General features: G+C 46.3%; 29 protein-coding genes. 15 read left to right on the top strand and 14 right to left on the bottom strand.

Going from position 1 to position 26135, the window contains the following annotated elements; genetic code table 11:
* Both GVY43_RS16065 and GVY43_RS16060 read right to left on the bottom strand, forming a co-directional pair.
* Complete coding sequence (locus GVY43_RS16065; RefSeq protein ID WP_236548959.1) at window positions 1–216, bottom strand: hypothetical protein; 216 nt, start codon at window positions 214–216, stop codon at window positions 1–3.
* A gap of 81 nt (window positions 217–297) precedes the next feature.
* Complete coding sequence (locus GVY43_RS16060) at window positions 298–441, bottom strand: hypothetical protein (protein WP_236548958.1); 144 nt, start codon at window positions 439–441, stop codon at window positions 298–300.
* A 197-nt stretch (window positions 442–638) separates the two neighbouring features.
* On the opposite strand from GVY43_RS16060, the gene GVY43_RS11765 reads away from it, so the two are divergent.
* On the top strand, window positions 639–965 hold the full coding sequence (locus GVY43_RS11765; RefSeq protein ID WP_047795765.1) for a hypothetical protein: 327 nt from the start codon (window positions 639–641) through the stop codon (window positions 963–965).
* A 34-nt stretch (window positions 966–999) separates the two neighbouring features.
* Here the strand turns inward: GVY43_RS11765 and GVY43_RS11760 are convergent, their stop codons facing one another.
* Window positions 1000–1749, bottom strand: a complete 750-nt coding sequence (locus tag GVY43_RS11760; protein ID WP_047795764.1) for an SDR family NAD(P)-dependent oxidoreductase — start codon at window positions 1747–1749, stop codon at window positions 1000–1002.
* Between the two features lie 123 nt (window positions 1750–1872).
* On the opposite strand from GVY43_RS11760, the gene GVY43_RS11755 reads away from it, so the two are divergent.
* From GVY43_RS11755 to ahpF, 5 genes are all read left to right on the top strand, one after another.
* Entirely contained in the window at window positions 1873–2499 is a 627-nt protein-coding gene (locus tag GVY43_RS11755; RefSeq protein WP_159563242.1) for a TetR/AcrR family transcriptional regulator, read from the top strand.
* Between the two features lie 302 nt (window positions 2500–2801).
* Window positions 2802–4670: a molecular chaperone HtpG gene (gene htpG / locus GVY43_RS11750; protein WP_159563241.1), complete on the top strand. Its 1869-nt coding sequence runs from the start codon at window positions 2802–2804 to the stop codon at window positions 4668–4670.
* Between the two features lie 95 nt (window positions 4671–4765).
* Window positions 4766–5563 (top strand): hypothetical protein, encoded by a 798-nt coding sequence (locus GVY43_RS11745; protein ID WP_159563240.1) that lies wholly within the window; start codon window positions 4766–4768, stop codon window positions 5561–5563.
* A 333-nt stretch (window positions 5564–5896) separates the two neighbouring features.
* Window positions 5897–6460 (top strand): alkyl hydroperoxide reductase subunit C, encoded by a 564-nt coding sequence (ahpC, locus tag GVY43_RS11740; RefSeq protein WP_015880295.1) that lies wholly within the window; start codon window positions 5897–5899, stop codon window positions 6458–6460.
* A gap of 11 nt (window positions 6461–6471) precedes the next feature.
* Window positions 6472–7995, top strand: coding sequence for an alkyl hydroperoxide reductase subunit F (gene ahpF, locus GVY43_RS11735; protein WP_159563239.1), 1524 nt, complete (start codon window positions 6472–6474; stop codon window positions 7993–7995).
* A 38-nt stretch (window positions 7996–8033) separates the two neighbouring features.
* Here ahpF and GVY43_RS11730 read toward each other — a convergent pair whose 3' ends face one another.
* Complete coding sequence (locus tag GVY43_RS11730; RefSeq protein ID WP_159563238.1) at window positions 8034–8435, bottom strand: hypothetical protein; 402 nt, start codon at window positions 8433–8435, stop codon at window positions 8034–8036.
* 128 nt (window positions 8436–8563) lie between these two features.
* On the opposite strand from GVY43_RS11730, the gene GVY43_RS11725 reads away from it, so the two are divergent.
* The 3 genes from GVY43_RS11725 (at window position 8564) to GVY43_RS11715 (ending at window position 10775) form a co-directional block, all read left to right on the top strand.
* Window positions 8564–8911, top strand: coding sequence for a PadR family transcriptional regulator (locus GVY43_RS11725; protein ID WP_074035166.1), 348 nt, complete (start codon window positions 8564–8566; stop codon window positions 8909–8911).
* Window positions 8898–9860, top strand: a complete 963-nt coding sequence (locus tag GVY43_RS11720; protein ID WP_159563237.1) for an HAAS signaling domain-containing protein — start codon at window positions 8898–8900, stop codon at window positions 9858–9860. Before GVY43_RS11725 ends, GVY43_RS11720 begins: the two co-directional genes overlap by 14 nt.
* A gap of 78 nt (window positions 9861–9938) precedes the next feature.
* Window positions 9939–10775: an aldo/keto reductase gene (locus GVY43_RS11715; protein WP_159563236.1), complete on the top strand. Its 837-nt coding sequence runs from the start codon at window positions 9939–9941 to the stop codon at window positions 10773–10775.
* 35 nt (window positions 10776–10810) lie between these two features.
* On the opposite strand, the gene GVY43_RS11710 is transcribed toward GVY43_RS11715, so the two are convergent.
* From GVY43_RS11710 to GVY43_RS11695, 4 genes are all read right to left on the bottom strand, one after another.
* Window positions 10811–11623 (bottom strand): MetQ/NlpA family ABC transporter substrate-binding protein, encoded by an 813-nt coding sequence (locus GVY43_RS11710; RefSeq protein WP_078146002.1) that lies wholly within the window; start codon window positions 11621–11623, stop codon window positions 10811–10813.
* A gap of 20 nt (window positions 11624–11643) precedes the next feature.
* Window positions 11644–12306 (bottom strand): methionine ABC transporter permease, encoded by a 663-nt coding sequence (locus tag GVY43_RS11705; RefSeq protein WP_159563235.1) that lies wholly within the window; start codon window positions 12304–12306, stop codon window positions 11644–11646.
* Window positions 12299–13045: a methionine ABC transporter ATP-binding protein gene (locus GVY43_RS11700; RefSeq protein ID WP_159563234.1), complete on the bottom strand. Its 747-nt coding sequence runs from the start codon at window positions 13043–13045 to the stop codon at window positions 12299–12301. The genes GVY43_RS11705 and GVY43_RS11700 overlap by 8 nt, the downstream gene beginning before the upstream one ends.
* 109 nt (window positions 13046–13154) lie before the next feature.
* Entirely contained in the window at window positions 13155–13895 is a 741-nt protein-coding gene (locus GVY43_RS11695) for a hypothetical protein (protein ID WP_159563233.1), read from the bottom strand.
* 195 nt (window positions 13896–14090) lie between these two features.
* Between GVY43_RS11695 and adhP the strand changes: the two genes are divergently transcribed.
* From adhP to GVY43_RS16115, 4 genes are all read left to right on the top strand, one after another.
* Window positions 14091–15119 carry an alcohol dehydrogenase AdhP gene (adhP, locus tag GVY43_RS11690; RefSeq protein ID WP_159563232.1) on the top strand — a complete coding sequence of 343 codons (1029 nt, stop codon included), beginning with the start codon at window positions 14091–14093 and terminating at the stop codon, window positions 15117–15119.
* Between the two features lie 113 nt (window positions 15120–15232).
* Window positions 15233–15658 (top strand): MarR family winged helix-turn-helix transcriptional regulator, encoded by a 426-nt coding sequence (locus GVY43_RS11685; protein ID WP_159563231.1) that lies wholly within the window; start codon window positions 15233–15235, stop codon window positions 15656–15658.
* Window positions 15659–15767: 109 nt separating this feature from the next.
* Window positions 15768–16295, top strand: coding sequence for a CarD family transcriptional regulator (locus tag GVY43_RS11680; RefSeq protein ID WP_143180210.1), 528 nt, complete (start codon window positions 15768–15770; stop codon window positions 16293–16295).
* A 122-nt stretch (window positions 16296–16417) separates the two neighbouring features.
* Entirely contained in the window at window positions 16418–17332 is a 915-nt protein-coding gene (locus GVY43_RS16115) for a methyl-accepting chemotaxis protein (RefSeq protein ID WP_159563230.1), read from the top strand.
* A gap of 71 nt (window positions 17333–17403) precedes the next feature.
* On the opposite strand, the gene GVY43_RS11670 is transcribed toward GVY43_RS16115, so the two are convergent.
* A complete protein-coding gene (locus GVY43_RS11670; protein WP_159563229.1) occupies window positions 17404–18903 on the bottom strand; it encodes a malate:quinone oxidoreductase in 1500 nt (499 codons plus the stop codon).
* A 217-nt stretch (window positions 18904–19120) separates the two neighbouring features.
* Between GVY43_RS11670 and GVY43_RS11665 the strand changes: the two genes are divergently transcribed.
* Entirely contained in the window at window positions 19121–19534 is a 414-nt protein-coding gene (locus GVY43_RS11665; RefSeq protein ID WP_159563228.1) for a (deoxy)nucleoside triphosphate pyrophosphohydrolase, read from the top strand.
* Between the two features lie 19 nt (window positions 19535–19553).
* On the opposite strand, the gene GVY43_RS11660 is transcribed toward GVY43_RS11665, so the two are convergent.
* Window positions 19554–22433 carry a DUF3427 domain-containing protein gene (locus tag GVY43_RS11660; protein WP_159563227.1) on the bottom strand — a complete coding sequence of 960 codons (2880 nt, stop codon included), beginning with the start codon at window positions 22431–22433 and terminating at the stop codon, window positions 19554–19556.
* A 111-nt stretch (window positions 22434–22544) separates the two neighbouring features.
* On the opposite strand from GVY43_RS11660, the gene GVY43_RS11655 reads away from it, so the two are divergent.
* Window positions 22545–23087, top strand: coding sequence for a histidine phosphatase family protein (locus tag GVY43_RS11655; protein WP_159563226.1), 543 nt, complete (start codon window positions 22545–22547; stop codon window positions 23085–23087).
* Window positions 23088–23113: 26 nt separating this feature from the next.
* On the opposite strand, the gene GVY43_RS11650 is transcribed toward GVY43_RS11655, so the two are convergent.
* From GVY43_RS11650 to GVY43_RS11635, 4 genes are all read right to left on the bottom strand, one after another.
* On the bottom strand, window positions 23114–23977 hold the full coding sequence (locus GVY43_RS11650; RefSeq protein WP_159563225.1) for a DegV family protein: 864 nt from the start codon (window positions 23975–23977) through the stop codon (window positions 23114–23116).
* Window positions 23978–24092: 115 nt separating this feature from the next.
* Window positions 24093–24575, bottom strand: coding sequence for a methylated-DNA--[protein]-cysteine S-methyltransferase (locus tag GVY43_RS11645; protein ID WP_159563224.1), 483 nt, complete (start codon window positions 24573–24575; stop codon window positions 24093–24095).
* Window positions 24562–25455 (bottom strand): DNA-3-methyladenine glycosylase, encoded by an 894-nt coding sequence (locus tag GVY43_RS11640; protein WP_159563223.1) that lies wholly within the window; start codon window positions 25453–25455, stop codon window positions 24562–24564. Before GVY43_RS11640 ends, GVY43_RS11645 begins: the two co-directional genes overlap by 14 nt.
* Complete coding sequence (locus GVY43_RS11635) at window positions 25452–26000, bottom strand: bifunctional transcriptional activator/DNA repair enzyme AdaA (RefSeq protein ID WP_159563222.1); 549 nt, start codon at window positions 25998–26000, stop codon at window positions 25452–25454. The genes GVY43_RS11640 and GVY43_RS11635 overlap by 4 nt, the downstream gene beginning before the upstream one ends.
* Window positions 26001–26135 lie beyond the last annotated feature (135 nt).

The following is a 26135-nucleotide window of genomic DNA, read 5'->3' as shown; positions in this document are numbered from 1 at the left end:
TTATTCTGGTCGAAGTGATGAGACATGGTCGGTCTCACGACGAATGAAACGTTTGAGTTGAGCGCTCAAGTCGTTGAGCTGTCCCATCGTCGTCCTCATTCTAAATTTCATATGAACATGGTCAAATGAGTCAAACTGCCATTCATCATGAATGAAAATATCGATTTGGATGGTCCCAATCCGGTCAATCAACGTGAAAGTTAGATTGACTTGCAAATCATCCGAACCCTCTTCTTCATCGACTAGTCTCCATGTGATCGGTTCTTTTCCCCACGCTTGATTGAATTGATCGATCTTTTAATGAAGATCCTCAAGACTCGCATCATCTAAATAAATCAACTGATCACTGGTGCAGGCAGAAGACCGAAGTTGAAGCTGAACTTGATAAAACAGCTCCGTTTCATCCATCCAAATCCGTTCTATCTCAAACTGAGTGTCCATCTCACTATACCAACTTTCATAGTTAACTAAATAAAATCAATTTCTTTTTTCAGCTCATTTGGCACTGTTCTACACTTGTCATCTCACTCTTTCATGTCGACTATATCATGTCAATTTGATGAATCACTTAAACTCTTTACACAAAACGGGAATATAAATAATACAGATGATTTTAAAATGAAAAGAGGTGAATCCTCATGAATGGTGCAATCTTTCCACATACTTCAATCGGAAAATGGTCTATTCTCTTGATTGCCTTGTTCCTTGCCATGTATGTACCGTTTCTTCTGCTCAATCAATTTGATACAATCTTCCACTCGACGCTTTGGAGCGACAATACTGCAAACATGCTTCGACTCAGCTATATGACCACATTCTCTATCCTCGGGCTAGGAGCGTTTGTGACCGGATGGTGGGCAATTTTGAAGCAGAAAGAGTATGCTGTGCTCGTCTTTTTTGCAGCTGTTCTTAGTTCAGGTCTAGTCATACTACTCGTGATGGAGTTAATCGGAATCTTAGAGTAATTAAAAAAGTAGGGCCTCCATAGAGACCCTACTTTTACTTCGCCGTCACGCCACCATCTACCGGAAGTTCGATCCCGCTGATATGATTCGCTTCGTCTGACGCAAGGAACAGGACGGCTGCCGCCACCTCATCCGCTTGTCCGAGATTCGGCAAAGCGATTTGATTCAAGAAATGTTGTTTATAGTCTGGATGCTCCATATGTGGCGCACTCATCGGTGTCACGATGTACCCTGGATGCACCGAGTTGACCCGAATGTTTTGCTTCCCGTAATCGACTGCCGCTGCTTTCGTGAGAGAACGGACCGCACCTTTCGAGGCCGTATAGGCACCGGCACCCGCCATACCGGTCAATGCAGAGATGGAGGAGATGTTGACGATTGATCCTCCCCCATTCTCCGTCATGAGCGGAATCGCGTACTGTGTCCCTAACATGACCCCATCGATGTTGATGCGATATGTGCGTGCCCAGTCCTCTTCTGTCTGTTCCAAGAAAGGTTTTGCAAGTGCGATTCCAGCGTTATTGACGAGAATATCTAATTTGCCACATGTCGCTTCCACTTCCGCGAATACATCCTCCCAGCTCGAGCGTGATGTCACGTCATGTTTCACCGCGATGGCTTCCCCACCTTGTGCACGAATCGACTCGACTACATTGTTTACTCCTTGTTCATTGATGTCTGTCGCGACGACTGTTGCCCCTTCTTTGGCGAATAGACGTGCCGTTGACTCTCCCATACCGCTTCCTGCCCCTGTGATGACCGCTACTTTCCCCTGTAAACGCATTGTCCCAGCTCCATTCATTAAATTATGATAGTCTAACTATCATAATAATAATTGGATGTGACATTAATCTCAACGAAACTGCTTGAAGACGATATACTAAGGACAGACAATGAGGTGATGGAATTGAGTAAACGACAACAAAACAAAGAAGAACGAGTTCAACTGATTATCCAGGAGGCAGAACGATTATTTATAGAGAATGGCTTTGAGAAGGTTCAAATGCAGGACATCGCGGATGCGGCAGGGATTGGGGTGGCGACACTGTTTCGCTACTTCCCGAAGAAGGATCAATTGATCGTCGCGGCAGCCGTCAAGAATCTACAACCGACACTCGAGAGATTTGAACAATTCATGCATGAGGAAGGAAACGCCTATGAACGACTCGAGGCCATCTTGAACCACTTTTTCGAGATGCAGTTGGAACGGACGAACCACGCCCGTTTCCGAGAGGCGTTCGAGAGCTATGCATCGTTCGTCGCCTCACCACTTCCTGGGATTGAGACATACATCGACGTTCAACGACGAATCATGCAGACGCTTGAGCCGTTGATTGAAGAGGGGAAGCGTGATGGCTCGTTTCGACCAGATATCGATGTGAAAGTGACAGTCGTTACGATCATCAATGCATTCGGGACGTTCGGCAACAACATCCTATTGAAGTCGCATATCAGTTATTTAGAAGACGATATCGAGCCGATCTTGCAATTACGTGCTTTAAAAGAGATGTTCCTCGCATCCATTCGGGCATAAGAAAAGCCTCCCTTCAAACGAAGGGAGGCTAGTTGTATACATAAAAAATGAGCACCTCTCACTAGAGGTGCTCTCGAAAGTCTACCGCGACGGACCACGCTCCACAACGTGCTCCTCAAGGGAATGTCCGCCGTCTTACATAGACCAGCTCATCGCATGTACTCAACTATAGGCGAAACCTGCGTCCCCGTCAATCTTTTCTTCAAATCCGGTTGACATCTTCCTAATTTTTAGGATAATCAATAGTGTTAGCACTCTTTATACTAGAGTGCCAAAATACAGACGAAAAAGGGAGAACGATCATGACAAAGAAACAGTTTCAAACGGAATCGAAACGAATTTTAGAGTTGATGGTCCACTCAATTTATACACATAAGGACATCTTCTTGCGTGAGCTCATCTCGAACGCGAGTGATGCCATCGACAAGATGTATTATCGTGCCCTCTCCGACGAAAGCATCGAGTTCAACAAAGACGATTACTTCGTCAAAGTCGAACTCGACAAAGAAGCGCGGACCATCACGATTCGCGATACAGGGATTGGGATGACAGAAGAAGAACTCGAAACAAACCTCGGAATCATCGCCAAGAGCGGTTCACTCGCCATGAAACAGGCGACGAAGATGGAAGAAGACCATAGCCTCATCGGACAATTCGGAGTAGGGTTCTATTCCGCGTTCATGGTCGCTGACCGTGTGACCGTGCGGACTCGCTCGATTGACAGTGATCAAGGATACGTATGGGAGTCAGAAGGCACAGACGGCTATTCGATCGAGCCGACAGACAAAGCGGACATCGGTACAGAAATCACGCTCCACTTGAAGGCAGACACAGAAGATGATGCGTATTCGTCATTCCTTGAAGAATACGAGATTCGCTCACTCATCAAGAAACATTCGGACTTCATCCGTTACCCAATCAAACTCGATGTGACGAAACATCGTCAAAAAGAGGACTCAGAAGAGTATGAGGACTACAAAGAAGAAGAGACCGTCAACAGCATGGTGCCGATTTGGCGGAAGCGGAAGAGCGAGTTAACTGACGAAGATTACAAAGCGTTCTATCACGAGAAGCGCTATGGCTTTGATGAGCCGCTCAAGCACCTACATTTGAACGTCGACGGGACAATTCGTTATCAATCAATCCTCTATATCCCATCAACGGTTCCATTCGATTACTACACGAAAGAATTTGAGAAAGGGCTCGAGCTCTACTCGAATGGCGTGTTGATCATGGAGAAGTCACCTGACCTCTTGCCAGACTACTTCGGCTTCGTCAAAGGGATGGTTGACTCAGAAGACCTCTCCCTTAACATTTCCCGTGAAATGTTGCAGCAGGACCGCCAACTTCGTGTGATCGCCAAAAACGTGAAGTCGAAAATCAAAGGGATGCTCGAGAAGATGCTCCAAAATGAGCGTGAGGACTATGAGAAGTTCTACGAGTCGTTCGGTCGCCAATTGAAGTTCGGCGTGTACGACCAGTTCGGCGCAGCCAAAGACGAATTGAAAGACTTGATTCTGTTCCATTCTTCCCACGAGAAGAAACTCGTCTCGCTCCAAGAGTATGTCGAGCGGATGAAAGAAGATCAGAGGTATATTTACTATGCGACAGGCGAATCGATTCATCGCATCGATCTCTTGCCACAAGCAGAACGTTTGAAAGAAGAAGGATACGAGATCCTCTACTTCACAGAAGAGATCGACGAGTTCGCCATCAAGATGCTTCAGTCGTATGAAGACAAAGAATTCAAATCGATCGCGAGCGGCGATCTCGGTCTCGATGACGCGGAAGCGAAATCGCTCAACGAAGACAACCAAGACTTGTTCGCATTCATGAAAGAAGAGCTCGGAGACCGCGTCAAAGAAGTGCGTGCCTCGACACGTCTCAAGTCGCATCCGGTTTGCTTGACGGTCGCGGGTGACGTCTCAATCGAGATGGAGAAGATTTTGAACGCGATGCCAAACGGCGGTGGTATGAAAGCGGAGAAAGTACTCGAAGTGAACGCCGACCACGCCATTTTCCAGACACTCCAACGTGTGTATAAAGAAGATGAAGCGAAAGCGAAACAATATACAGACCTCTTGTATCAACAAGCCCTCCTCATTGAAGGGTTACCGATTGAAGATCCGGTAGCGTATTCGAATGCGGTGTGTGCGTTGATGGCGGAGTGACGGTGAAGGCAGAGGGAGTCCTCTGTCTTTTTCGTTTTTAATAAAAAAGCATGCTACACTCTATTTAAAAGAAAAACCTGGAAATGAGGTGCTTTATGCTGTTCGAAAAAAACAAAGTGTATAGACGTTCCTTCATCCATGATCAATATGGCGGAAGCCGTCAACGAGGAATCAGTACACCTAACAAACATAAACTTATTTTTATTTTTGATAGTGGAATGGATCAAGAATTTGGATATAAGAATGGCTGGAGCGAAGAAGATGGTTTGTTCTACTATAGTGGCGAAGGACAAGAAGGAAATCAAACCTTCTCCTTCGGTAACAAGGCGCTTCTCCATCACATCGAAAATGGTGAGGATGTTTATCTATTTGAATCTCTCGGAAAAGGAAATTATCGTTTCGTAGACCAACTTGTTTTGATTGGCTATGATATTCAATTTGGAATCGACAAACATCAAAATCAGCGAGAAGTCATCGTTTTTGCTTTCGAACCTCTCCACGTCGTACAGGAAGAATCTCACGAATATGCAACAACTATGAGGTACAAATCAATTGAGGAACTCGAACGAATTGCCAATCGTGACCCTAAGCGTGCGACTGGATTAAGCATGTCGATTCGAAAGCGCCAAGTGAGGGAGCAGACAGCGGCTTTATATTATTATGTGCTTGCGAGAGCAAATAATCACTGCGAAGCATGCGGTCAAGCCGCACCATTTGATACTGAACAAGGGCCTTATTTAGAACTTTACTCATTATATAAAGAATCCGATGAGGGATTGGCTCTCCCTGAACAAGTAATAGCTACTTGCCCTAACTGTCATGCTCGACTTCGGAAAAGTAAAGACCGTGCTTTGTATCGAGAAAAAATCATACAGCAAATTCTTCAACCTTAATCGCTACTTGTGATTAAGGTTATTTTATTGATGTAATTGATAATCCTCTAATTTCCGACGAGAAAATGTAGAACCCTTTCCAAAATATTAGCAACTCTATTCAACATATTTATTTATCGAAATAAGAAAATCGAGAGAAAAATACTGTTTTTAATGTAAACGTTCTCTTTACTTCCGTTAAGCCATATGCAGATAATGTGTTGGTACGTCTTATACTTTCAAAGCATGCAAACGCCTTGACAATTTCAGCTCGTTATATGAAGTTAGTATTACATTATAATTATTCTAGTCGAGATAGAAACGCTAGAGTAAAACACAAGGAGGACATAACCCATGTCATTAATCGGCAAAGAAGTACTACCATTCAAAGCACAAGCATTCCAAACAGGTGAGTTCCTCGAAGTTACAGAGAACGACCTCAAAGGTAAATGGAGCGTTGTCTGCTTCTACCCAGCTGACTTCACATTCGTCTGCCCAACTGAACTTGAAGACCTTCAAAACGAGTACGCTACACTTAAAAACCTCGGTGTAGAAGTTTACTCTGTCTCTACAGACACACACTTCACACATAAAGCTTGGCACGAAACATCTGAGAAAATCGGAAAAATCGAGTACATCATGATTGGTGACCCATCACACGTCATCTCACGCAACTTCGACGTCTTGAACGAAGAAGACGGCCTCGCAGACCGTGGTACGTTCATCATCGACCCAGACGGCGTCATCCAAACTGTCGAGATCAACGCTGGCGGCATCGGCCGTGACGCGAGCACGCTCGTCAACAAAGTCAAAGCAGCACAATACGTACGCAACAATCCAGGCGAAGTCTGCCCAGCGAAATGGGAAGAGGGTTCTGAAACACTCCGCCCAAGCCTTGACCTCGTCGGTAAATTGTAAGGAGCGATTGCATGTTAGAAGCAGCGATTAAACAACAGCTCGACCAATATCTCCAGCTCATGGAGGGCGATGTCGTCCTCCGTGTGAGCGCTGGGGAAGACAAAGTCTCAAACGAGATGCTCGAGCTCGTCAACGAACTCGCCAGCATGTCATCACGCATCTCGGTCGAAAGCGCGACACTCGAGCGTACACCGAGCTTCAGCGTGAATCGTCCGTCTGAAGAGACAGGAATCGTCTTCGCAGGGATTCCACTCGGACATGAGTTCACATCACTCGTCCTCGCCCTCCTCCAAGTGAGCGGGCGCGCACCGAAAGTCGATGCGGACACAATCAAACAAATTCAAAATATCGAAGGCACATACCACTTCGAGTCATACATCAGCCTCAGCTGCCACAATTGTCCTGACGTCGTGCAAGCGCTAAACGTCATGAGCGTCCTTAACCCGAACATCACCCACACGATGATCGACGGAGCCGCGTTCAAGGATGAAGTGGAAGCGAAAGAGATCATGGCTGTCCCAACGGTCTTCTTAAACGGAGAATCGTTCGGTAACGGTCGGATGTCACTCGAAGAGATCTTGGCGAAACTCGGTACAGGTCCTGACGCCTCTGCATTCTCGGACAAAGACCCGTACGACGTCCTCGTCGTCGGTGGCGGTCCAGCTGGTGCCAGTGCGGCCGTATATGCGGCTCGTAAAGGAATCCGTACCGGAATCATTGCGGAGCGCTTCGGTGGCCAAGTGATGGACACGATGGGGATTGAGAACTTCATCGGTACTGCTTATACAGAAGGTCCAAAGCTCGTCGCCAGTCTAGAAGAGCACGTCAAAGAGTACGGCATCGATGTCATGAACCTTCAACGCGCGAAGCGTCTTGAGAAAAAGGACCTCGTCGAGATCGAACTCGAGAACGGTGCTGTCTTGAAGAGTAAGAGTGTCATCCTCTCGACCGGTGCACGCTGGCGTAACGTCAACGTCCCAGGTGAGGCGGAGTTCAAAAACAAAGGGGTCGCTTACTGCCCGCACTGTGACGGTCCTCTCTTCGAAGGGAAACGTGTCGCGGTCATCGGTGGCGGTAACTCCGGTATCGAAGCAGCCATCGACCTCGCAGGAATCGTCAAGCACGTAACGGTCCTCGAGTTCGCTCCTGAACTCAAGGCTGACCAAGTGCTACAAAATCGTCTTCACAGCCTCCCGAACGTGACTGTCATCACGAACGCTCAGACGACAGAAATCACGGGTACGGACAAAGTGAACGGCATCTCGTATGTGTCTCGTGAGACGAACGAATCACATCATGTCGAACTTGAAGGCGTCTTCGTCCAAATCGGTCTCGTCCCGAACACGGACTGGCTCGACTCGGTCGAACGCAACAACTTCGGGGAAATCGTCGTCGACCGTCATGGCGCGACGAACGTCCCAGGTGTGTTCGCGGCAGGAGACTGCACGAACAGCGCCTACAAACAAATCATCATCTCAATGGGTTCTGGTGCGACAGCCGCACTCGGCGCCTTCGACTACATGATTCGCAACTAACAAAAAGACTCGCCCTCTATCATGAGAGCGAGTCTTTTTTATAGTTCAAACGTCTTCCCCGAGTCCGGGATGAATAAAATCGAGTCTCCGCTCTCCGTTTCAAACCGATAGCCTACTCGAGGGGAGAATGGATTCCATTCTCCCCCGGTCGTCGGAACGCTCTCCATGTACGCCACGTCATTGTACGTTTTGCTCAACACCTCTTCTGCCTCGGCTAACGAGTAGCTCGGAATCGAAAGCAAAATCGCCGCCCCTACACTCATCACTCCGACCGACGCCGCCCAAAGAGTCGATGTCGGCTTTCGAAACTGTGCCAAGACTAGCAGCATGATGATCCAGCCAATCGGCACTCCAAACGTCGCCGCATGCCCATACCATTGCGCATTGATCGTCAATAAACTGGCGATCACCACACCTCCAAGAATCCACCACCACTTCATGAACATCACCTCCTCTTTATTATCCCAAAATCAGGAAATGACTCAACATCTTTTATTCACATTGATGTATGATAACTTATAGTGTATGATATACAGTATAAAGATAAACGAATGAAGGAGGCGAAAAAATGTCTGATGTAAAAGCCTCGTTGGTGACGGAGTTGCGGCGCGGCACATTGACGATTGCGGTGCTCAGTCAGTTGAAGACACCCCAATACGGCTATTCTCTCGTTCAAGCACTGCTAGATGCCGATATCAACATTGATCAAAGTACGCTCTACCCGCTCTTGCGTCGACTTGAAAAACAAGGACTCGTCACGAGTTCCTGGGATACGACAGAGAGTCGACCACGCAAGTACTACGTGCTCAGCTCGGATGGGATGGACATTTTGAATGAGTTGTACGTGGAATGGATGAACATGTCGAAAACGTTGACCCGTCTAATTGAAGGAGGAAATGATCATGAATCTTCGTGATGTGTATATCGATGAAGTCACCTCTCGAATCCCAGAGTCGATGCGGCAAGACGTCGCACTCGAATTGGAATCGACCATTGATGACATGACTGGAAATGACCCGTCTGAAGCGGCTTTATTTGAAGCATTGCGCCAACTCGGCGACCCTCAAATCCTCGCTGCTCGCTACGCGAACCGACCACTTTATCTCATCGGTCCTGCTCTCTTCACACAGTACGTGAACATCATCAAAATCGTCTTACCGATTGCCGTCACGGTTGTCACCATTCTCTCCATCATCGGTTATTTGACCAATCCCATCGACGACACGTCTTGGAGTCAATTCTTGATTCAAGCATTCCTTCAAACTGGGGCGGCTATCTTCAATGTCGTCGTTCAGACGCTATTCTGGATCACCCTCACGTTCTTCATCATTGAACGTGCTGTACCTGAGGGCGAAGTTCCTTTCTCTAGTTGGAAACCTGAGCAACTCAAGAAGGTAAAACCACGTTCGACCTCGATTTCTTTTGGTTCGATTTTGTTTGACTTTATCGCCACCGTTCTGATGGTCGTATTGTATGTCAACGCCGAGCAGTTGATTCGTGTCGTCACAGATAGTGAATCCTATCCGCTACTCAATGCGTCGGTCTTGGATCAATTCTTCCCGTTTGTCATCGCCCTGGCCGCCTTTGGGATCGCCATCGCCATTTACAAATGGATGGTTCGACATTGGACAAAGCCGCTCGCCTTATGGAACGCGCTCTTCAATATCGTATGGATTGTCGTCACAGCGCTCATTTTACTGCAACCTGATTTAATTTCTTCTAATGCCCTCTCGTTGATTGCTGATCAAATCAACGCCGACCTCGAAACAATCAGTCGTTGGGGCGTCTGGAGTGTTTTACTCACCATCATCATCGTGTGTATCCTCGATTTGGCAGAAGGTTTGATTAAAGCGTTTCGACGTTGACCTCACATTCAAACGTTTCATTTCCGATGAAAGTGGAATAGCGGAGAAGAGAACGGATTTTGAATGGGGAGGCATTTGATGGGTATTCCAACAATCAAGTTACATGACGGTTATGAGATTCCGGCCATCGGACTCGGGACGGTTTATTTGAAAGGTGAAGCAGGGGTCGACGCCATCACATGCGCCATCCGGAACGGATATCGACTCATCGATTCGGCGATTCGCTACGATAATGAAGGCGCGGTCGGTGAAGCGGTTCGCCAATCCGGCATCCCGCGTGAACAACTTTTCTTAACATCGAAACTGCGCGCGCAATATTATGACTACGATCAGGCGCTCGAGATGATTCGAGAGTCCCTATATCGAGCGAACCTCGACTATTGGGATTTGTTCCTCTTGCATTGGCCAAACCCGAAACAAGACAAGTACGTCGAGGCATGGCGTGCGTTGATTCAAGCGAAGAAAAACGGATGGATCCGCTCTATTGGGGTATCGAACTTCATGCCGGAGCACCTTGACCGCTTGATTGAAGAAACGGGAGAAAAACCGGTCATTAACCAAATCGAGTTACACCCGTACTTCTCTCAAGTCGAGCAGCGGAAAGCCGATAAAGAACGCGGCATCATAACAGAAGCGTGGAGCCCGCTCAGTCGCGCCCGCACGGTCATCCATGACGAAAAGATCACCGAGCTCGCCAAACAAAAAGGAAAGAGCGTATCTCAAGTCATCTTGCGTTGGCACGTGCAACTTGGTGTCATCCCGCTCGCCCGCTCGTCTAGCGAGTTGCACCAAAAAGAGAATCTCGACGTCTTCAACTTCGAATTGACCGAGGAAGAGATGGAGACGCTCAATGCGTTGACGAAACCGGATGGTCGCATCGATGACCAAGACCCGCGAGAATACGAAGAGTACTAAAAAAGATTGAGCCTAGATGGCTCAATCTTTTTTGTTTAAAACGCCGGAATGGCCGTTTCATCATAGTTTTCTTGCAAGAACGCACGGACTTCGTCGCTTGTGAGCGCTTCGCCGAGTTTTTGGATCGCTTCGTCATCCTGGTTGTCTTCACGTGCGACAAGCGTGATGGCGAAATCATTCTCGACGCCTTCTGTTAAGAGTGCGTCACTCTTCGGTGTCAAACCGAGCGGTGCAGCGTAAGCCGGTGTCATCAAGACCGCATCGACATCATCGTACGCTCGCGCGAGCATCAATAAGTCGACTTCTTCAAATTTGAAGTTTTTCGGGTTCGAGGTGATATCGGCCTGTGTATAGTACGTGCCTTCTTTCTCTCCGAGCTCGATCACATCATGTTGTGCGAGCAGGGAGAGCGAACGGTCGATATTCGATACGTCGTTGGCGATGGCGATTGTCGCGCCTTCCGGAATGTCTTCCATCTTGTCATAGTTTTTTGCGTATACACCATAGTTTGCGAAATAAATCGGTTCGATGGGAACGAGATTCGCATCGTTGCTGCGGTTGAACTCTTCCATATACGGAACGTGTTGGAAGAAGTTCGCATCGACTTCTTTCGCCGCAAGTGCCGAGTTCGGTTGGACGTTGTCTCCGAGAACAACGATTTCGAGTTCGATGTCGTCTTCCGCGAGCTGTTCTTTCGCGATTTCAAGCATATCTGTCATCGGTGGGATGAGTGATGCGACTTTCAACGTCTGTGGTTCGTTCGCTTGTTCCGTTTGTGTTTCTGTATCGTTCCCACATGCTGCGAGGACGAGTGTGAGTGAGGCCAGAAGTGCCATCAATTTTTTCATATTCATTTCCTACTTTCTGTTTAACGTTTGTCGATGATTCGCGCCACGGTTGTGCCCGTGAATTGAATCAACTGTACGAAGACGAGCATGATGAGAATCATATAGAGCATGAGTTCTGTCTGAAACTGTTGATATCCATAACGGATGGCAAAGTCACCGATGCCACCACCCCCGACGACTCCCATAATCGTCGAGTATGAGATAAAACTGATGACGGATGTGGTCAATCCGAGGGCGAGACCGGACCGGGCTTCCACATAAAGAAACTTAAAGATGATGTCTTTAACCGATGCGCCCATCGAGAGTGCCGCTTCGATGACGCCGCGTGGGACATCAATCAGTGACTGTTCGACGAGTCGCGCATAGTGCGCAATGGCAATGATAGAGAGCGGCACGGTCGCTGCAGCCGTTCCGATGGCAGTCCCGATAATGAGCCGTGTAAATGGAATCAAAAACACGACGAGTAACAAGAACGGGAAAGACCGGACGATGTTCACGACCAGGTTGAGGACGGAGAAGACGATTTGGTTCTCTAACAATTGTCCTTTACGCGAAAGGTAAAGCCACGTGCCTAACGGCAATCCGACTAGAATCGCGGCGAGAATCGATACCCCGACCATAATGAACGTCTCGGCGATGGATTGCCAAATCTCTGATTGATAGCGCACCAAGATGTCAGGCATTCGCTTCACCTTCCTCTCGCAACTGTTCGACGAACCAACTTGGATTCTGATCGATGGCGACCACCCCTGTTGGCTCCCTCTCAATCGTCTCATGAACGGATCCGTCTGCCATGACGGTGACGCGATGACAGATTTGACGGATGACATCCATCTCATGCGTGACGAGAACGACGGTGACGCCGAGTTTTTCATTGACCGACTGAAGGACACGCAGCACTTCCGCCGTCGTATTCGGGTCGAGTGAAGAGGTCGGCTCATCGCATAGGAGTACACTCGGTTCACTTGCGAGTGCCCGAGCGATGGCGACACGTTGCTTTTGTCCCCCACTCAACTGGGAAGGATATTTATCGCGATACGCTTCGAGTCCAACGAACCGGAGACATTCCATCACGCGTGCTTCCCATGATGCTTTCGGCCGCTTGGCAAGTTTCAGTGAATCGAGGACGTTATCAAACACGTTCTTATTCGCGACTAGATTAAATTGTTGAAAAATCATACCGATCCGATGTCGCTTCTTGCGTAGTTCCCGATTAGAGAGTTCGGTCAACTGGTCGCCATCGACCGTGACGCTCCCGGCATCCGGTTTCTCCAACAAATTCATCAATCGAAGGAGCGTCGACTTCCCGGCACCGCTCGCGCCGATAATGCCGTAAATCTCCCCTTTTCGAATGTGAAGCGATACATCGCGAACGGCCATCTCTTGTCCATAACGCTTATGGACGGACGACAATGTGATCATGGCAGACATCCTTTCTACATCTCGTGAGTGAGTCAACCGTTTATCATTTTAGCGAAGTAAAGAGTTGATGTCAGTTCATGTGCTCACATGAAAAGAACCGCACTGCGGTTCAGAGTGGATGTCGTTTGAAATGTTCGGCTATGTGTCGCTTCATGGCGTCTCGATTTTCGGCGAAGATGCGATGGCGATGACCGTTCCCACCAGACGGATGTGGAAACCCACTCACTACGCGATCTTGATCCAAGAGCCCTCGCTCAACCAATAACTCCACGGCTCGCCTCACGTTCACGCCCATCGGTAGGATGAGTGCATCTTGAAGATGGGCCATCTCTTCTGCGAAGATTCCTTCTACGTATGGTCGAAACAGCTCTGTTCGAATCATATCCGGGCTCGATCCGTTATAGTTCTTGCCTTTATAGAAGACGGGATAAGGGAGGACCGCCGTGTTTTGAACGAGATGGTTCGCTGATCCAAACAAATCGAGGGATGACTCGATTCCCAAATGATGATGTAACTCCAAATCGTCCAGCATCGTCACTAAGTTCTTTCGAATCGGACCGGAAAAACTGCCACGTTGTTTGACGGCTCGAAGCGCCTCTTCGTCTGTTGCATCCTTCAAGTCACGGATTGCCTCGAACGACTGACGCATTTGATACAAGCCTGGCGTGATTCCCGCGATGACGACTTTCGCGTTTGGATTGATGTATTCGAACGGTGCGTAATAGATCTCAAGTTGTTTCTTTTCATCACGGTCTAACAAAAAGTCTTCATTTTTCAACGTCTCTTCTTCTAAATTTGATAGCTGCAAAATCTTTGATTTATATGTGTGAAATAACGCTGTTCGTGTCATATAAATAACACTCCTTTCGTCTACTTTCTCTATCTCTATTCCCCTAAATCTTTGTGTGAGAAAAGTTCATCTTTCAGACAAATGCTATTCAAAAATAAAGCGCTTTCATTCCATTTTTTGTGCTATCCTGACGATGTGATTGAGAAGGGATTTTTCATCAGGTTTGCTAAATTCTCACAAGGAGTGTGTTCACACATGAAAGCAGTCGTCGTCAATTCAGCAAGCAAGGCCAACATCGAAGTCGTCGAAAAGGAACTACGTCCATTACAAGCAGGCGAAGCGCTCGTCGATGTCGAGTACTGTGGCGTATGTCACACGGATCTTCACGTCGCAGCTGGTGATTTCGGAGATGTCCAAGGACGCGTGCTCGGTCATGAAGGGATTGGGATTGTATCTCAAATCGCCGACGATGTCACGAGTTTGAAAGTTGGCGATCGCGTCAGTATCGCTTGGATGTATCATGCATGTGGTCGTTGCGAATATTGTACGACAGGCCGAGAGACTTTCTGTCGAAACGTTCAAAATGCCGGATATAGCGTGGACGGCGGGATGGCTGAACAAAGTATCGTCGTGGCCGACTATGCCGTCAAAGTACCTGACGGATTGGACCCTGCGCAAGCTTCGAGCATCACATGTGCCGGCGTCACGACGTATAAAGCCATCAAAGTTGCCGACGTGAAACCTGGGGAGACGGTCGTCATCTACGGTTGCGGTGGACTCGGCAACCTGGCCATCCAATATGCGAAACACGTCTTCAACGCACACGTCATCGCCGTAGATTTGAACGATGATAAGCTCGAACTCGCCAAAGAGAGTGGAGCTGATTTGACGATTAACCCATCGACTGAAGGAGATGCAGCTGACATCGTACAAGAGAAGTTCGGTGGGGCTCATGCCGCTGTCGTCACAGCCGTCTCAAAAGTCGCCTTTAATTCTGCAGTCAATGCAGTCCGAGCATGTGGGAAAGTGGTCGCCGTCGGTCTTCCTTCTGAAACGATGGACTTGAACATCCCTCGTCTCGTCCTCGATGGAATCGAAGTCGTCGGCTCACTCGTCGGGACACGGAAAGACTTAGAAGAAGCCTTCCAGTTTGGGGCAGAAGGGCTCGTCGTGCCTGTTGTTCATAAACGCTGTCTTCACGAGGTGCAAGACGTGTTCGAAGAGATGGAGCAAGGGAAAATTCAAGGACGCATGGTCATCGACTTCAAAAATAAAGACTGCTAATCGAAACGGAGCCTCGTGCCTCGTTTTGTTCTAGATTGACGTTGACGGGGTATAGTTGCTTTTGTATAGTTAGGAACGTCTAAAAGCCGGAAATGAAAGAGGAGTGACTTGATTTGACTCCATCAACGTCAACCCGTCTACTTGATTTATTGTCAGAGCGAAATGATCAAGTTCGACGCATGAGTGAACAATCTTGGAATGAACAAAGTGATATCCAACTCTCGAACTCGGAGTGGTATATTCTCGCGACACTTTATCAGTCGAAAACAACAATTGCCGAAGTCACGCACAGTGTCCATATTTCTCGACAAGCGACTCATAAACTGATCAAGAACCTAGAGAGTAAAGCGCTCGTTCTTGTGACAGACCATCCGCAAAATCGAAAAGACAAATGTATCGAGTTGACCTCCCTCGGTCATACTTGTTATGAGCAAAACGAGACGCTCAAAGCGCAGCTTGAGCAACGGATACAAGAAAGTATCGGTCAAGAAGCGTTCGAACAACTGAAAACCATTCTGCGCGTGGATTGGAAACTATGACCGTGTCGGCTTGAAGGCGACACGGTTTTTCATATGCATACATGGACAAAAACGTCAACCGAGTTGACATTTCATCTTCTGAATGACTATGCTTATAGATAAGGAAGAGGTGATCGACTTGTTTAAAACTGGAGACTTAATCATCTACTCGACCCATGGCGTATGTCGCATCGACGACATTTCGGACAAAACGGTCGCAGGAGAGACGAAATCGTACTATACGCTTCACCCCATCAACAACTCACAAAAGTTGCAGATCAGCATTCCCGTCGACAATGACAACGTGATGATGTTGACGTTACTCGAAGCAGATGAGGCATCAGAGATTTTAGAGTCGTTCCGCTCACCTGGCGTGGAATGGAATCCGCATTCCAACAACCGCAATCGTGAATTCTTGAATGTCGTGCATTCAGGAAACCGTCATGAGATTGCCCAAGTGGTGAATACATTGAGCCGTAGACAAATCGAGGCACTTCAAGCGAACAAAAAACTATACGAGCAAGATCGTAAGATTTTAGAGAACGCCAAAACGATTTTGGTGAAAGAGCTCTCCCTTGCCCTCGAGCGTTCAGAGAGCGACATCGAGCGCACGATTGGCGAGTACTTACATGAAAGCATGGCGACACTCACACCTTGACCTCTTCCAGTGGAAGTGGTCTTTTTTTGTTCTATTTTGTTCTATTAAAATAATATACTTTTTTTTACATTTTTCGGGTATCCTAAAACAAATATACCTTATGATATAGGGAGGATGTTAGGATGCAACTGCACTCTAGTACGACCCATGTCACCGACACGCACGTCGTTCGGGCAATCGAAAACAATCTGGCCATCATTCGCTTTGATGAAAATCGCCGTGTCGCCTACGTCAATGAGATTTTTGCCAAAACGATGGGGTACGAAGTCAAGGAACTGATGGGACGCCCCCATCGTGATCTTTGCTTGCCCGAGTTCGCGAACAGTCCCCAATACGACCTGTTTTGGCGTAAGCTCATGCAAGGGTTGAGTTATCACGACAAGATTGAACGACGTGCCGCTGATGGTCATAGTGTCTGGCTAGAGGCGACCTACATGCCGATCTTCGATGATGCCCACCAGAACGTCATCGGCGTCTCAAAGATTGCAGCCGATATCACGTCACGGCAACAAGACGTACTCCACATGGCGAATAATCTTCAAGAGACGTCTGAATACTTATCTGCCCAGTCCCAAATCGGGAAACAAGACGGAGAACACGTACTCGAAAACGTCAAACTGATTGAACAAGAGTCGACTCAAAACCTAGAGCATTTACATGCTCTCCAACAAGAGGCGAAAACGATCACGGATATTGTCCGAACGATTCGTGAAATCGCTGCCCAAACCAACCTTCTCGCACTCAATGCCGCAATCGAGGCGGCACGCGCAGGTGAACATGGACGCGGCTTCAATGTCGTCGCGACAGAGGTGCGCAATCTTTCAAACAAAGTCTCACTCTCCATTACAGAAGTGAACAACAACATTGAAGGCATTGTGAAACGCATCGATGACGTGTCGATGAGCATCGGACGAATTTCTCATAAAGTCAAAGATAGCTCGGGACAACTCGAGCATACGGTCCGAGAGTTCGAAAAATTAGCAGATTCAGCCGCTACACTCGAACAGCAGGCAAAGACGTTTCTCAAAATGGTATGAGCGGCCCGATAGGAGGTCGCTTTTTTCTATACAAAAGACGAGCATACGATTGTATGCTCGTCTTGAATCAATTAATTGTGGACCATGTCCTTTTCCTCTAAACCGAGCGTGACCGCCGTCGATTCGTGAATCGTCTTGAATAAATCCGGGTGTTCCGACAGCTTCAATCCATACGACGGTACCATTTCTTTGATTTTCGCTTCCCACTCCGGTAAGTGTTGCGGGAAGCACTGCTCGAGCACTTTCAACATGACGTGCACGGCCGTCGATGCGCCTGGAGAAGCACCGAGAAGCGCCGCGACCGACCCATCTTCGGCACTGACGACTTCCGTTCCGAATTGAAGCGTTCCTTTTCCTTGCGGTGTATCTTTGATGACCTGCACACGTTGCCCTGCCACGACGATCTCCCAATCTTCATTCTTGGCATTCGGGATGAATTCACGGAGTTCATCCATCCGTTTGTCGTGAGATAAGAGTACCTGCTCGATCAAGTATTTCGTAAGTGGCATCTCTTTCGCCCCTGCGGCAAGCATCGTGATGACGTTGTTCGGCTTGACCGAACGAATCAAATCCAAGTTCGATCCTGTTTTTAAGAATTTCGGTGTGAAGCCGGCGAACGGTCCAAACAGCAACTCTTTGCGTCCATCGATAAAGCGGGTGTCGAGGTGAGGGACCGACATCGGTGGTGCCCCGACTTTCGCCTTTCCGTAGACCTTCGCATGATGTTGCTCGATGACCTCACGATTTTTGCAAACGAGGAAGAGGCCGCTGACCGGGAATCCACCGATTTGTTTCGATTCCGGAATCCCTGTCTTTTGTAAGAGCGGCAAACTGCCACCACCGCCTCCGATAAAGAGAAACGGTGCCGTATGCGTCTCAATCGTGTTCCGAGACATGTCTTTCACTTTCACTTCCCAATGACCGTTCTCGAGGCGCTTCACGTCCTCGACGCTATGACCATAGTTGAGCTCGACCCCGTTCGATGTGAGATGGTCAAACAACATACGTGTCAATGCGCCAAAGTTCACGTCTGTTCCTGAGTCGATTTTCGTCGCGGCAATCGGTTCATCCGATGTCCGTCCGTCCATGATGAGCGGGATCCATTCCTGTAATTGACTCGGATCGTCCGATAAGACCATCCCTTCAAACAACGGATTCGTTGTGAGCGCTTCCAAACGGCGTTTCAAGAAATCGACGTTCTTCTCTCCTTGGACCATGCTCATATGTGGGATCGAACGAATGAAGGCTCCTGGATTCTCAATCAGTCCCTGCTTGACGAGATGCGCCCAAAACTGGCGCGAGATTTGGAACTGCTCGTTGACGTTGACCGCTTTGGAGATGTCAATCGTCCCGTCTGCGTTCTCTGTTGTATAGTTTAATTCGCAAAGTGCAGCATGTCCCGTACCCGCGTTATTCCATTCGTTTGAACTTTCTTCCCCTGCTGCATCGAGCTTTTCGAACACTTTGATGTTCCACTCCGGTACGAGCTCTTTAAAGAGTGAACCGAGCGTTGCGCTCATAATGCCTGCCCCAATCAAAATGACGTCTGTTCTCGTTTGCGTACTGCTCATGAAAACCCCATCCTTATCCCCTGAATTTTTTGTCATACGATTGAAGAATCCCCATTCCTCAATCGTATATTTTATAATCGTTATACCGATTATAACTCTTTTGTGATGAATGATAAGGGGTTTAGAGCGAAAAAATTCTTTAGTGAAGTTTGAATTTATAATAAAAAGACGAATGTTATGATGTATGTAATCAAATCTCAAAAACGAGGGAGTAACAATGAAAAAAACAGTAAAAGTTGTAGCAGCAGTTATCGAAAACGAAAATCAGGAAATTCTTTGTGCACTTCGTTCAACAACTATGCTCATTCCAAACATGTGGGAATTTCCCGGAGGAAAAGTCGAGGATGGTGAGAATCTACAAGAAGCACTCGAGCGTGAAATATACGAAGAACTACAATGCGAAATTACTGCGCATGAAATCATTAACGAACACGTTCATGAATATGAATCTTTCATTATTCAATTGATTTCACTACGTGCTGAATTAAAATCAGGAAATCCCGTAGCAACAGAACATGATGCATTAATCTGGTTAAAGCGTGAAAATTTGCACTCCCTTGTCTGGGCACCAGCAGATTTACCTGCAGTAAATGACGTGATCAATCAAATAACTAAAGCCGAGAACGTATAAATTACGCCTCGGCTTTTTATTAATGAGTTTGCTCGTGTAAGTAATCATATATCTGTTGATCGACACTCTCTTTTAGCATTAAATTCATCGTGACTACAGGAAGTTCTTGACCATTTTTATTTAGCATTGTTGTGTTTTTTATAGATTGTTGATCGGGTTTCACTTCACCTAAATAGTAAAAATCTCCGCCTTCATCGTCATCTTTTTTCACAAATAGATGAATATCAATGTTTTCTTTCTCTGAATCAATAATTTTACGTACTTCTTCAGATTTTGTGGTTCTTCGACTTCGAGTATACCAATGAAATACCTCTGGACTAATAAAGGAATCACCATAATTAACACTAGCTTCAACGTCTTCACTTTTATGATACGTTACAAATATAGGACATGTATGATGCTTAACTTTATAACCATACATTGTAGATTGCTCTTCTTTTTCCCAATTTAATAATCGACATACATCTTTTCTTGTGTATTTTTCCAATCTCGTTAAAGGTTGTGTTTGATTATACCGTTTACTTCGTAGGATTGATGCTTCTAGTAAGTCGTTTAACAACTTAGCAAACCACTCATTTTGTAACATATTTTGTATATATGAAGGTAATCGATACGTGTCACGATCAAATTCAACATACGGCTTATTACCATATTTTTTTCGATCTGCTTCATTAAAAAAGTTTAATGATAATACATTTTCTACTGATTTGACTGTTGCTTCATCTACTCGAACATGATGATCATGTAGGTAATTCATAAAATTGAGTTTACTTATAGAGCGATCAGATACCAAAATTTTCAATAAAAAAATCTCGTGTATTCTTTTACCTGATAAAAGTTCTTGCGTCGCCATAAGTAAAATTTGCTCTTCTTCTTTCGAAAGAAGAGGCACTTCACTTTCAACAACTCTTAAAAAAGCACCATAATGTCCATTTTTAGTTGCTATAACAACTGGATCCATTGAGTGGTTCTCTATAAAGTCAGTCAACATAGGCTGTCTACCTAATCGATTTTTTAAGTTCTGATATGCTTCTTTTAAAGTTCTTAAATCTGTTAATCTTGCTTGGTTGATTGATTCATAAATTCGTTCTTTAGCAACCGCTTCAAAATTAATAGTTGATGTACCAGAGATATAGCTTCGATCGATTACTTTACGACGAATAGAATCTTTATTTTGAGAACGATCATCTGAGAGAGCAATTGGAATTAAGTAATTATTTTTATAGTTTGCTATAAAATCAATAACGGTTACGTACCGTTTAGATTTATGCTTTCGTAAGCCCCTTCCTAATTGTTGAATAAATATAATACTCGACTCAGTTTGTCGAAGCATTACAACTTGATTAATACTCGGTATATCGATCCCTTCGTTAAATATGTCCACAGTGAGAATATAGTCGAGTAACCCTTGTTCTAAATTATTTACTTCTTGCTTTCGCTTTGCTTGAGTATCGTCCCCGGTTAAAGCACATGTTTTAAAACCTCGCGCATTTAATTGCTCAGACAAATATGTTGCTTCTTTTTTAGAACTGCAGAACATTAGTCCTCGCAACTTTTCCCCTGAATAGCCGTAGTATTTAATCTTTTCAATAATCCGATCAACTCTTTCAGTTGATACAAGTTTTTGGAACACTTCAATTTCTCTTTGCTCTCCATCAATTTCAAGATCAGTAACCCCAAAATAATGGAATGGGCATAGCATATTTTCTTCAAGCGCTTCTTGTAAACGAATTTCATATGCAATATTGTAATCAAAAAGTCTGAACAAATCATATCCATCTGACCGTTCAGGAGTAGCAGTCATTCCAAGTAAGAACTTCGGCTCGAAATATTCTAATAGTTTTTGATATGTATTTGCTCCGGCGCGATGACTTTCATCAATTAAGATGTAGTCAAAAGTTTCTCGTGTAAATTGATATAAAGTTTCATCCTTTGAAATGGTTTGAATGGTTGCAAAAACATATTTAGAATCAATTGCTCGACTTGTCCCTGACAAAATACCGAAATCTTCCATGTTTCCACCAATAACTTTATGAAAATCACTTATAGCTTTTTTCAAAATTTGTTCACGATGGACTACAAATAACATTCGCTTGGGTTCATACCTATGAACATCAAATGCAGCTAAATATGTTTTCCCAGTCCCTGTAGCTGATACGACAAGAGCGCGTTGATGCCCTTGCTGTCGGACTGTTTCAATACCGTCTAAAGCAGAGCGCTGCATAGCATTCGGTTTAATTTCAAGGTCTCGCTTAACTTGATTAAAATCGTGAGTATTTGGAAACTCGGCAACTCGATCTCTAACTATTGGACGATATACATTTTCATAGGCTTTAATCCATTCTAAAGTTAGCGGGATTGATTCATTCCACATCGTTTCAAATCGATTGAAAAAGTGTTGAACAATTTCACCGTTTTCATGAGATGTTAGTTTAATATTCCATTCGTAGTTTGTTTTTAATGCTCCTGCAGTTAAGTTCGAACTACCAACAATTAATGAATAATAGCCTTCATGTTGAAAAATATATCCTTTTGAGTGAAACGCATTCACATCTGCAATTCTTACGTCAACGTTCGGAATTTTCAAAAGTTCTTTAAACACTTTTGGCTGATTAAACAATTGGTATGTAGAAGTAATGATCTCGCCTCGGATATCTTTTTGATTTAAGTCGTATAATGTTGATTTAAGTGTTGCCAAACCTGATTCTGTAATGAATGCAACAGCAAACCGAAACTTCTTACAAATTTTCAATTCATCGAGTAATGCGGTTAATACATCCTGTCTTTTAACTCGTTCGTTTACTAAAAGTTCTGGTTTAAACGGACTAGAATGATCGTGATCTTTATCTATAAAACCCGTGTAAAGAGAGTTTTCTAATTGTCTTTTAAAATGACTCATTGCTTCCTCCTACTTATCATTAAGTAAATTGAAATATATTCTATACTATGAAATAGTTTTACATATATTTCATTATTGGCTTTTCACTAAAAATGTTCAAGGAGAATCCACATGCCCACACTCTATTTGATTCGCCACTGCTCAGCCGCGGGCCAAGAACCTGATGCCCCGCTCACAGAAGACGGTCACGCCCAGTCTTTATGGCTTCGCGATTTCTTTTCTGAACTCACAATCGACCGGATCATCTCAAGCGATTATACCCGTGCAGTCGCTTCGGTCACGCCACTCGCCGATGCTCATCACCTCTCGATTGAACGTGAACCGTTACTGAGAGAACGCATCCTATCTCACGAACCGCTCGAAGACTGGCTGACCCCATTACGTCAGTCGTTCAGCGACCCGACGTTCAAGTTGCCTGGTGCCGAATCTGCTATGGAGGCGACACAGCGCATCCTACAGGTCGTCGAGCACGCCAAAGCTTCGCATGCTTCGACCCTATTAGTGACGCACGGCAATCTGCTCGCACTCTTATTGCAACATCTTAACCCGCAATATGAGTGTGAGACATGGCGTAAGATGCGTAACCCAGATGTCTATCGTCTCGATTATCATGACAGCACACCGGTCATCGAGCATATTTGGCCAAACAAATAAGCCGTCTCGCGATGAGACGGCTTTTCTTACTTCTCTACAAAAAACATCGAGATGGCACCGAGTCCGACATGCGTTCCGACCGAGACCCCCATCTGCATGAGGTAAATCTCACCGGCGAAATCGGTTTCGCTTTCGAGCTTCGCTTTTAAGTTCTCCGCGATTCGTTGATCGGATGTGTACCCGATGATTACGAAATTGGTGATGTCCGGATTGACGCGTTTCACGAACTCGTCCGTATAATGCTTCAGCACTTTACGGGTGCCTCGCTCTTTGGCAACAATGGCGCCTTTCCCGTTCTTCATACTCATGATGGGCTTTACCATGAGTAGTTTCCCGATGATGGCACTCGCGTTTGAAATCCGTCCGCTCTTGATCAAGTGGTCGAGGTCATCTACGGATAAGAAGTGCTTCACTTTCGTCTTGTACGTCTCATTGAAATCAACGAGCTCTTCGAACGTCGAACCGGCTTCACGCATCTGTGCGCTCTTCAGCAACAGCCAGCCGCTACCGTGACTCATCGAACGAGAGTCGACGACATGGATTTTGACAGGTGAGTCAGGATGCGCTTCTTCAAAGTACTCTTTTCCGATGACCGCCGATTGATACGAGCCGCTCGTGCCGCTCGACATACAGATGCATAAAATCTCTTCGTGACCCGAAGCGACCGCATCTTCCATCAATTTCAAGAACGTCGCCGGGCTCGGCATCGCCGTCGTCGGGAATTCCGGGAGCGCTTCCAACATTCCGTAAAAATCATCCGGCTGGATATCCACCCGGTCCTGGTAAGACATATTGTTCATCGTAATGATCAACGGCGCGACCCCGATGTTGTACTGTTCAAGCACTGCATCTGATAAGTCACACGTCGAATCTGCTAATAATTTAATCATGCATTCCTCCAAAACTTTCTCCATGAGTGACGGGAATCGTCCTATAACTTCGTCGATTCCGACGTCACGATAGGACCTCTTCTAGTGTAGCAGATTTGGAGGGTTAAATGTTTTTTTACTGGGGTTGATGTGCAACTTGTTTTTCATGCTGCAAGAGCCATTCTTTTCGCCAAAGTCCACCGGCATAGCCCGTCAATTTCCCATTTGATCCGATGACGCGATGACAAGGCACGACGATGCTCAGCTTGTTGCGTCCGTTCGTCGCTCCGACTGCGCGGACAGCAGCAGGTCGCTTCACACGTTCGGCGAGTTCACGGTAAGAAGCCGTTTCTGCATACGGGATGGTTTGTAACGCATCCCACACGTCATGCTGAAACGTTGTCCCGATTTGCTCAGTCGGAAACGTAAACGTCATACGCTCACCGCGAAAATAGGCGTCTAGTTCCTCCCGGCACTGTCGCAATACATTTGGTACATCTTGCTCCATACTTCGTTTGCTTTCCCGTTCGACGAATAAGATCGATTGAATGGCCTGCTCTGTCCCGATGATTTCCAGGACGCCAATCGGTGTCTCCACGTCTAATTTATACGTTCCCATATAATGACCTCCACAGATAAAATGTCGCGTATCCTTCCCAACCTTGCCACGATTCACCGTAACGTTTCACCTCTTCAATCGTGGGCTTCTTCGATGTCCCTAACTGATGCTGAATCGCTTGATGTAATCCGACATCCGCAATCGGAAAGGCTGATGCGTCCTGAAAACACTTCATCAACACATAGTCTGCCGTCCATTCTCCGACACCCCGGATTGCCAGTAACCGTTCACGGATATTAGCTGAAGAGAGTGATTGTAAAGCTGTTTTCGACAGGTCTCCATTTGTTATTTCCCGTGCAATATCAATGACATACTCCGCTTTCCTGCGACTGAACTGAAGCTCACGTAACTCTTCCGGTTCGAGCAAGGCGATTCGCTCCGCCCGCGGGAACGTCCAGTACGTTCTTCCTCCGACAACTTGATGGTCTCCATATCGTTCGACGAATCGCCGCTTGATCGTATAGGCGAAGGACAAGGTAATTTGTTGCCCAATGATGGCCCATGTGAGGGCCTCGAACAAATCTGGGAAGCCAATCATCCGTAATCCGCGATGTGCTTCAATCAAAGGAGCCAGCAATTCATTTTTCGCCCCCATCGTTTCAAACGGCTTCAAATCGCGCTCAAGGTCTAACCAGTCTCGTACCTCACGTGCGACACGTTCCTTTTCTGTGTCTGAAACTTCATCGACTGGGAACCGTACACGAATGTGATGCTCCGCTTCTTGAAGCTCGATCAGGATGAGCCTTTCCCCGATTCGCATCAGCTTTCGAACCGTGTCAGGCGTTGTCACATGGAGCACTTCTTGTTCTGACCGACTCAAAAAGACGAGACACTCTTGAAAATCAAACGGCTGCTGTACAGCAAGTAACATCTCTGTCATATGTCCTCTCCTTTTCGATATGTGTTCGGTGTACAGCCTTTTACTTGCCGGAACACGCGGTAAAAGTTCGATGGTGTTTGAAACCCGACCTCATAGCAGACCGTCAGATTACTCATATCGGTCGTTCGTAATAAATATGCCGCCTTGTCGATTCGAATCCGTTCTAGTAGCTGCCTCGGTGTCTCTCCTGTCGCTTGAGTGAATGTCCGCTCCAAATGAAAAGGGCTCAGTTGCGCGTGTTCGGCAATCTGTTCGAGGCGAATGGGTTGTTTGTAATGGTTCAGGAGATATGTCGTCACTTGTTGAACGAGCGCACGGTGTGGGGCATGCTCGACTTCGGGCTGACATCGCTTGCACGGTCGGAAACCGTTCGTCTCCGCTTCTTCTCTCGTTAAATAAAAATCAACGTTCTCTTTCTTCGGTTTACGGGATCGGCACGATGGTCGGCAATAGATCCCTGTCGTTTTCACGGCTGTATAGAATAATCCATCGTAAGTTGCATCGCAGGCGAGCACTTTCGCCCACTTTTCGTCAAACGTCAGCATCTCCACACCCCTTTCTCCTCTCACTGTAGCAAATCTAAAATCAACATTTCGTCCTCTTTCTTGCGCTTACAATCCCCTCTTTTTGAAACGTTTTACAGATTTCATTCGTATCCTATAGTACGATTTAGACAGAAG

It is taken from the genome of Exiguobacterium sp. 8H (assembly GCF_902506255.1).
In the GTDB taxonomy this organism is placed as follows: Bacteria; Bacillota; Bacilli; order Exiguobacteriales; family Exiguobacteriaceae; genus Exiguobacterium; species Exiguobacterium profundum.
The sequence above is the reverse complement of the archived record's forward strand: the minus strand, read 5'-3'. Positions and strand labels throughout refer to the sequence as shown.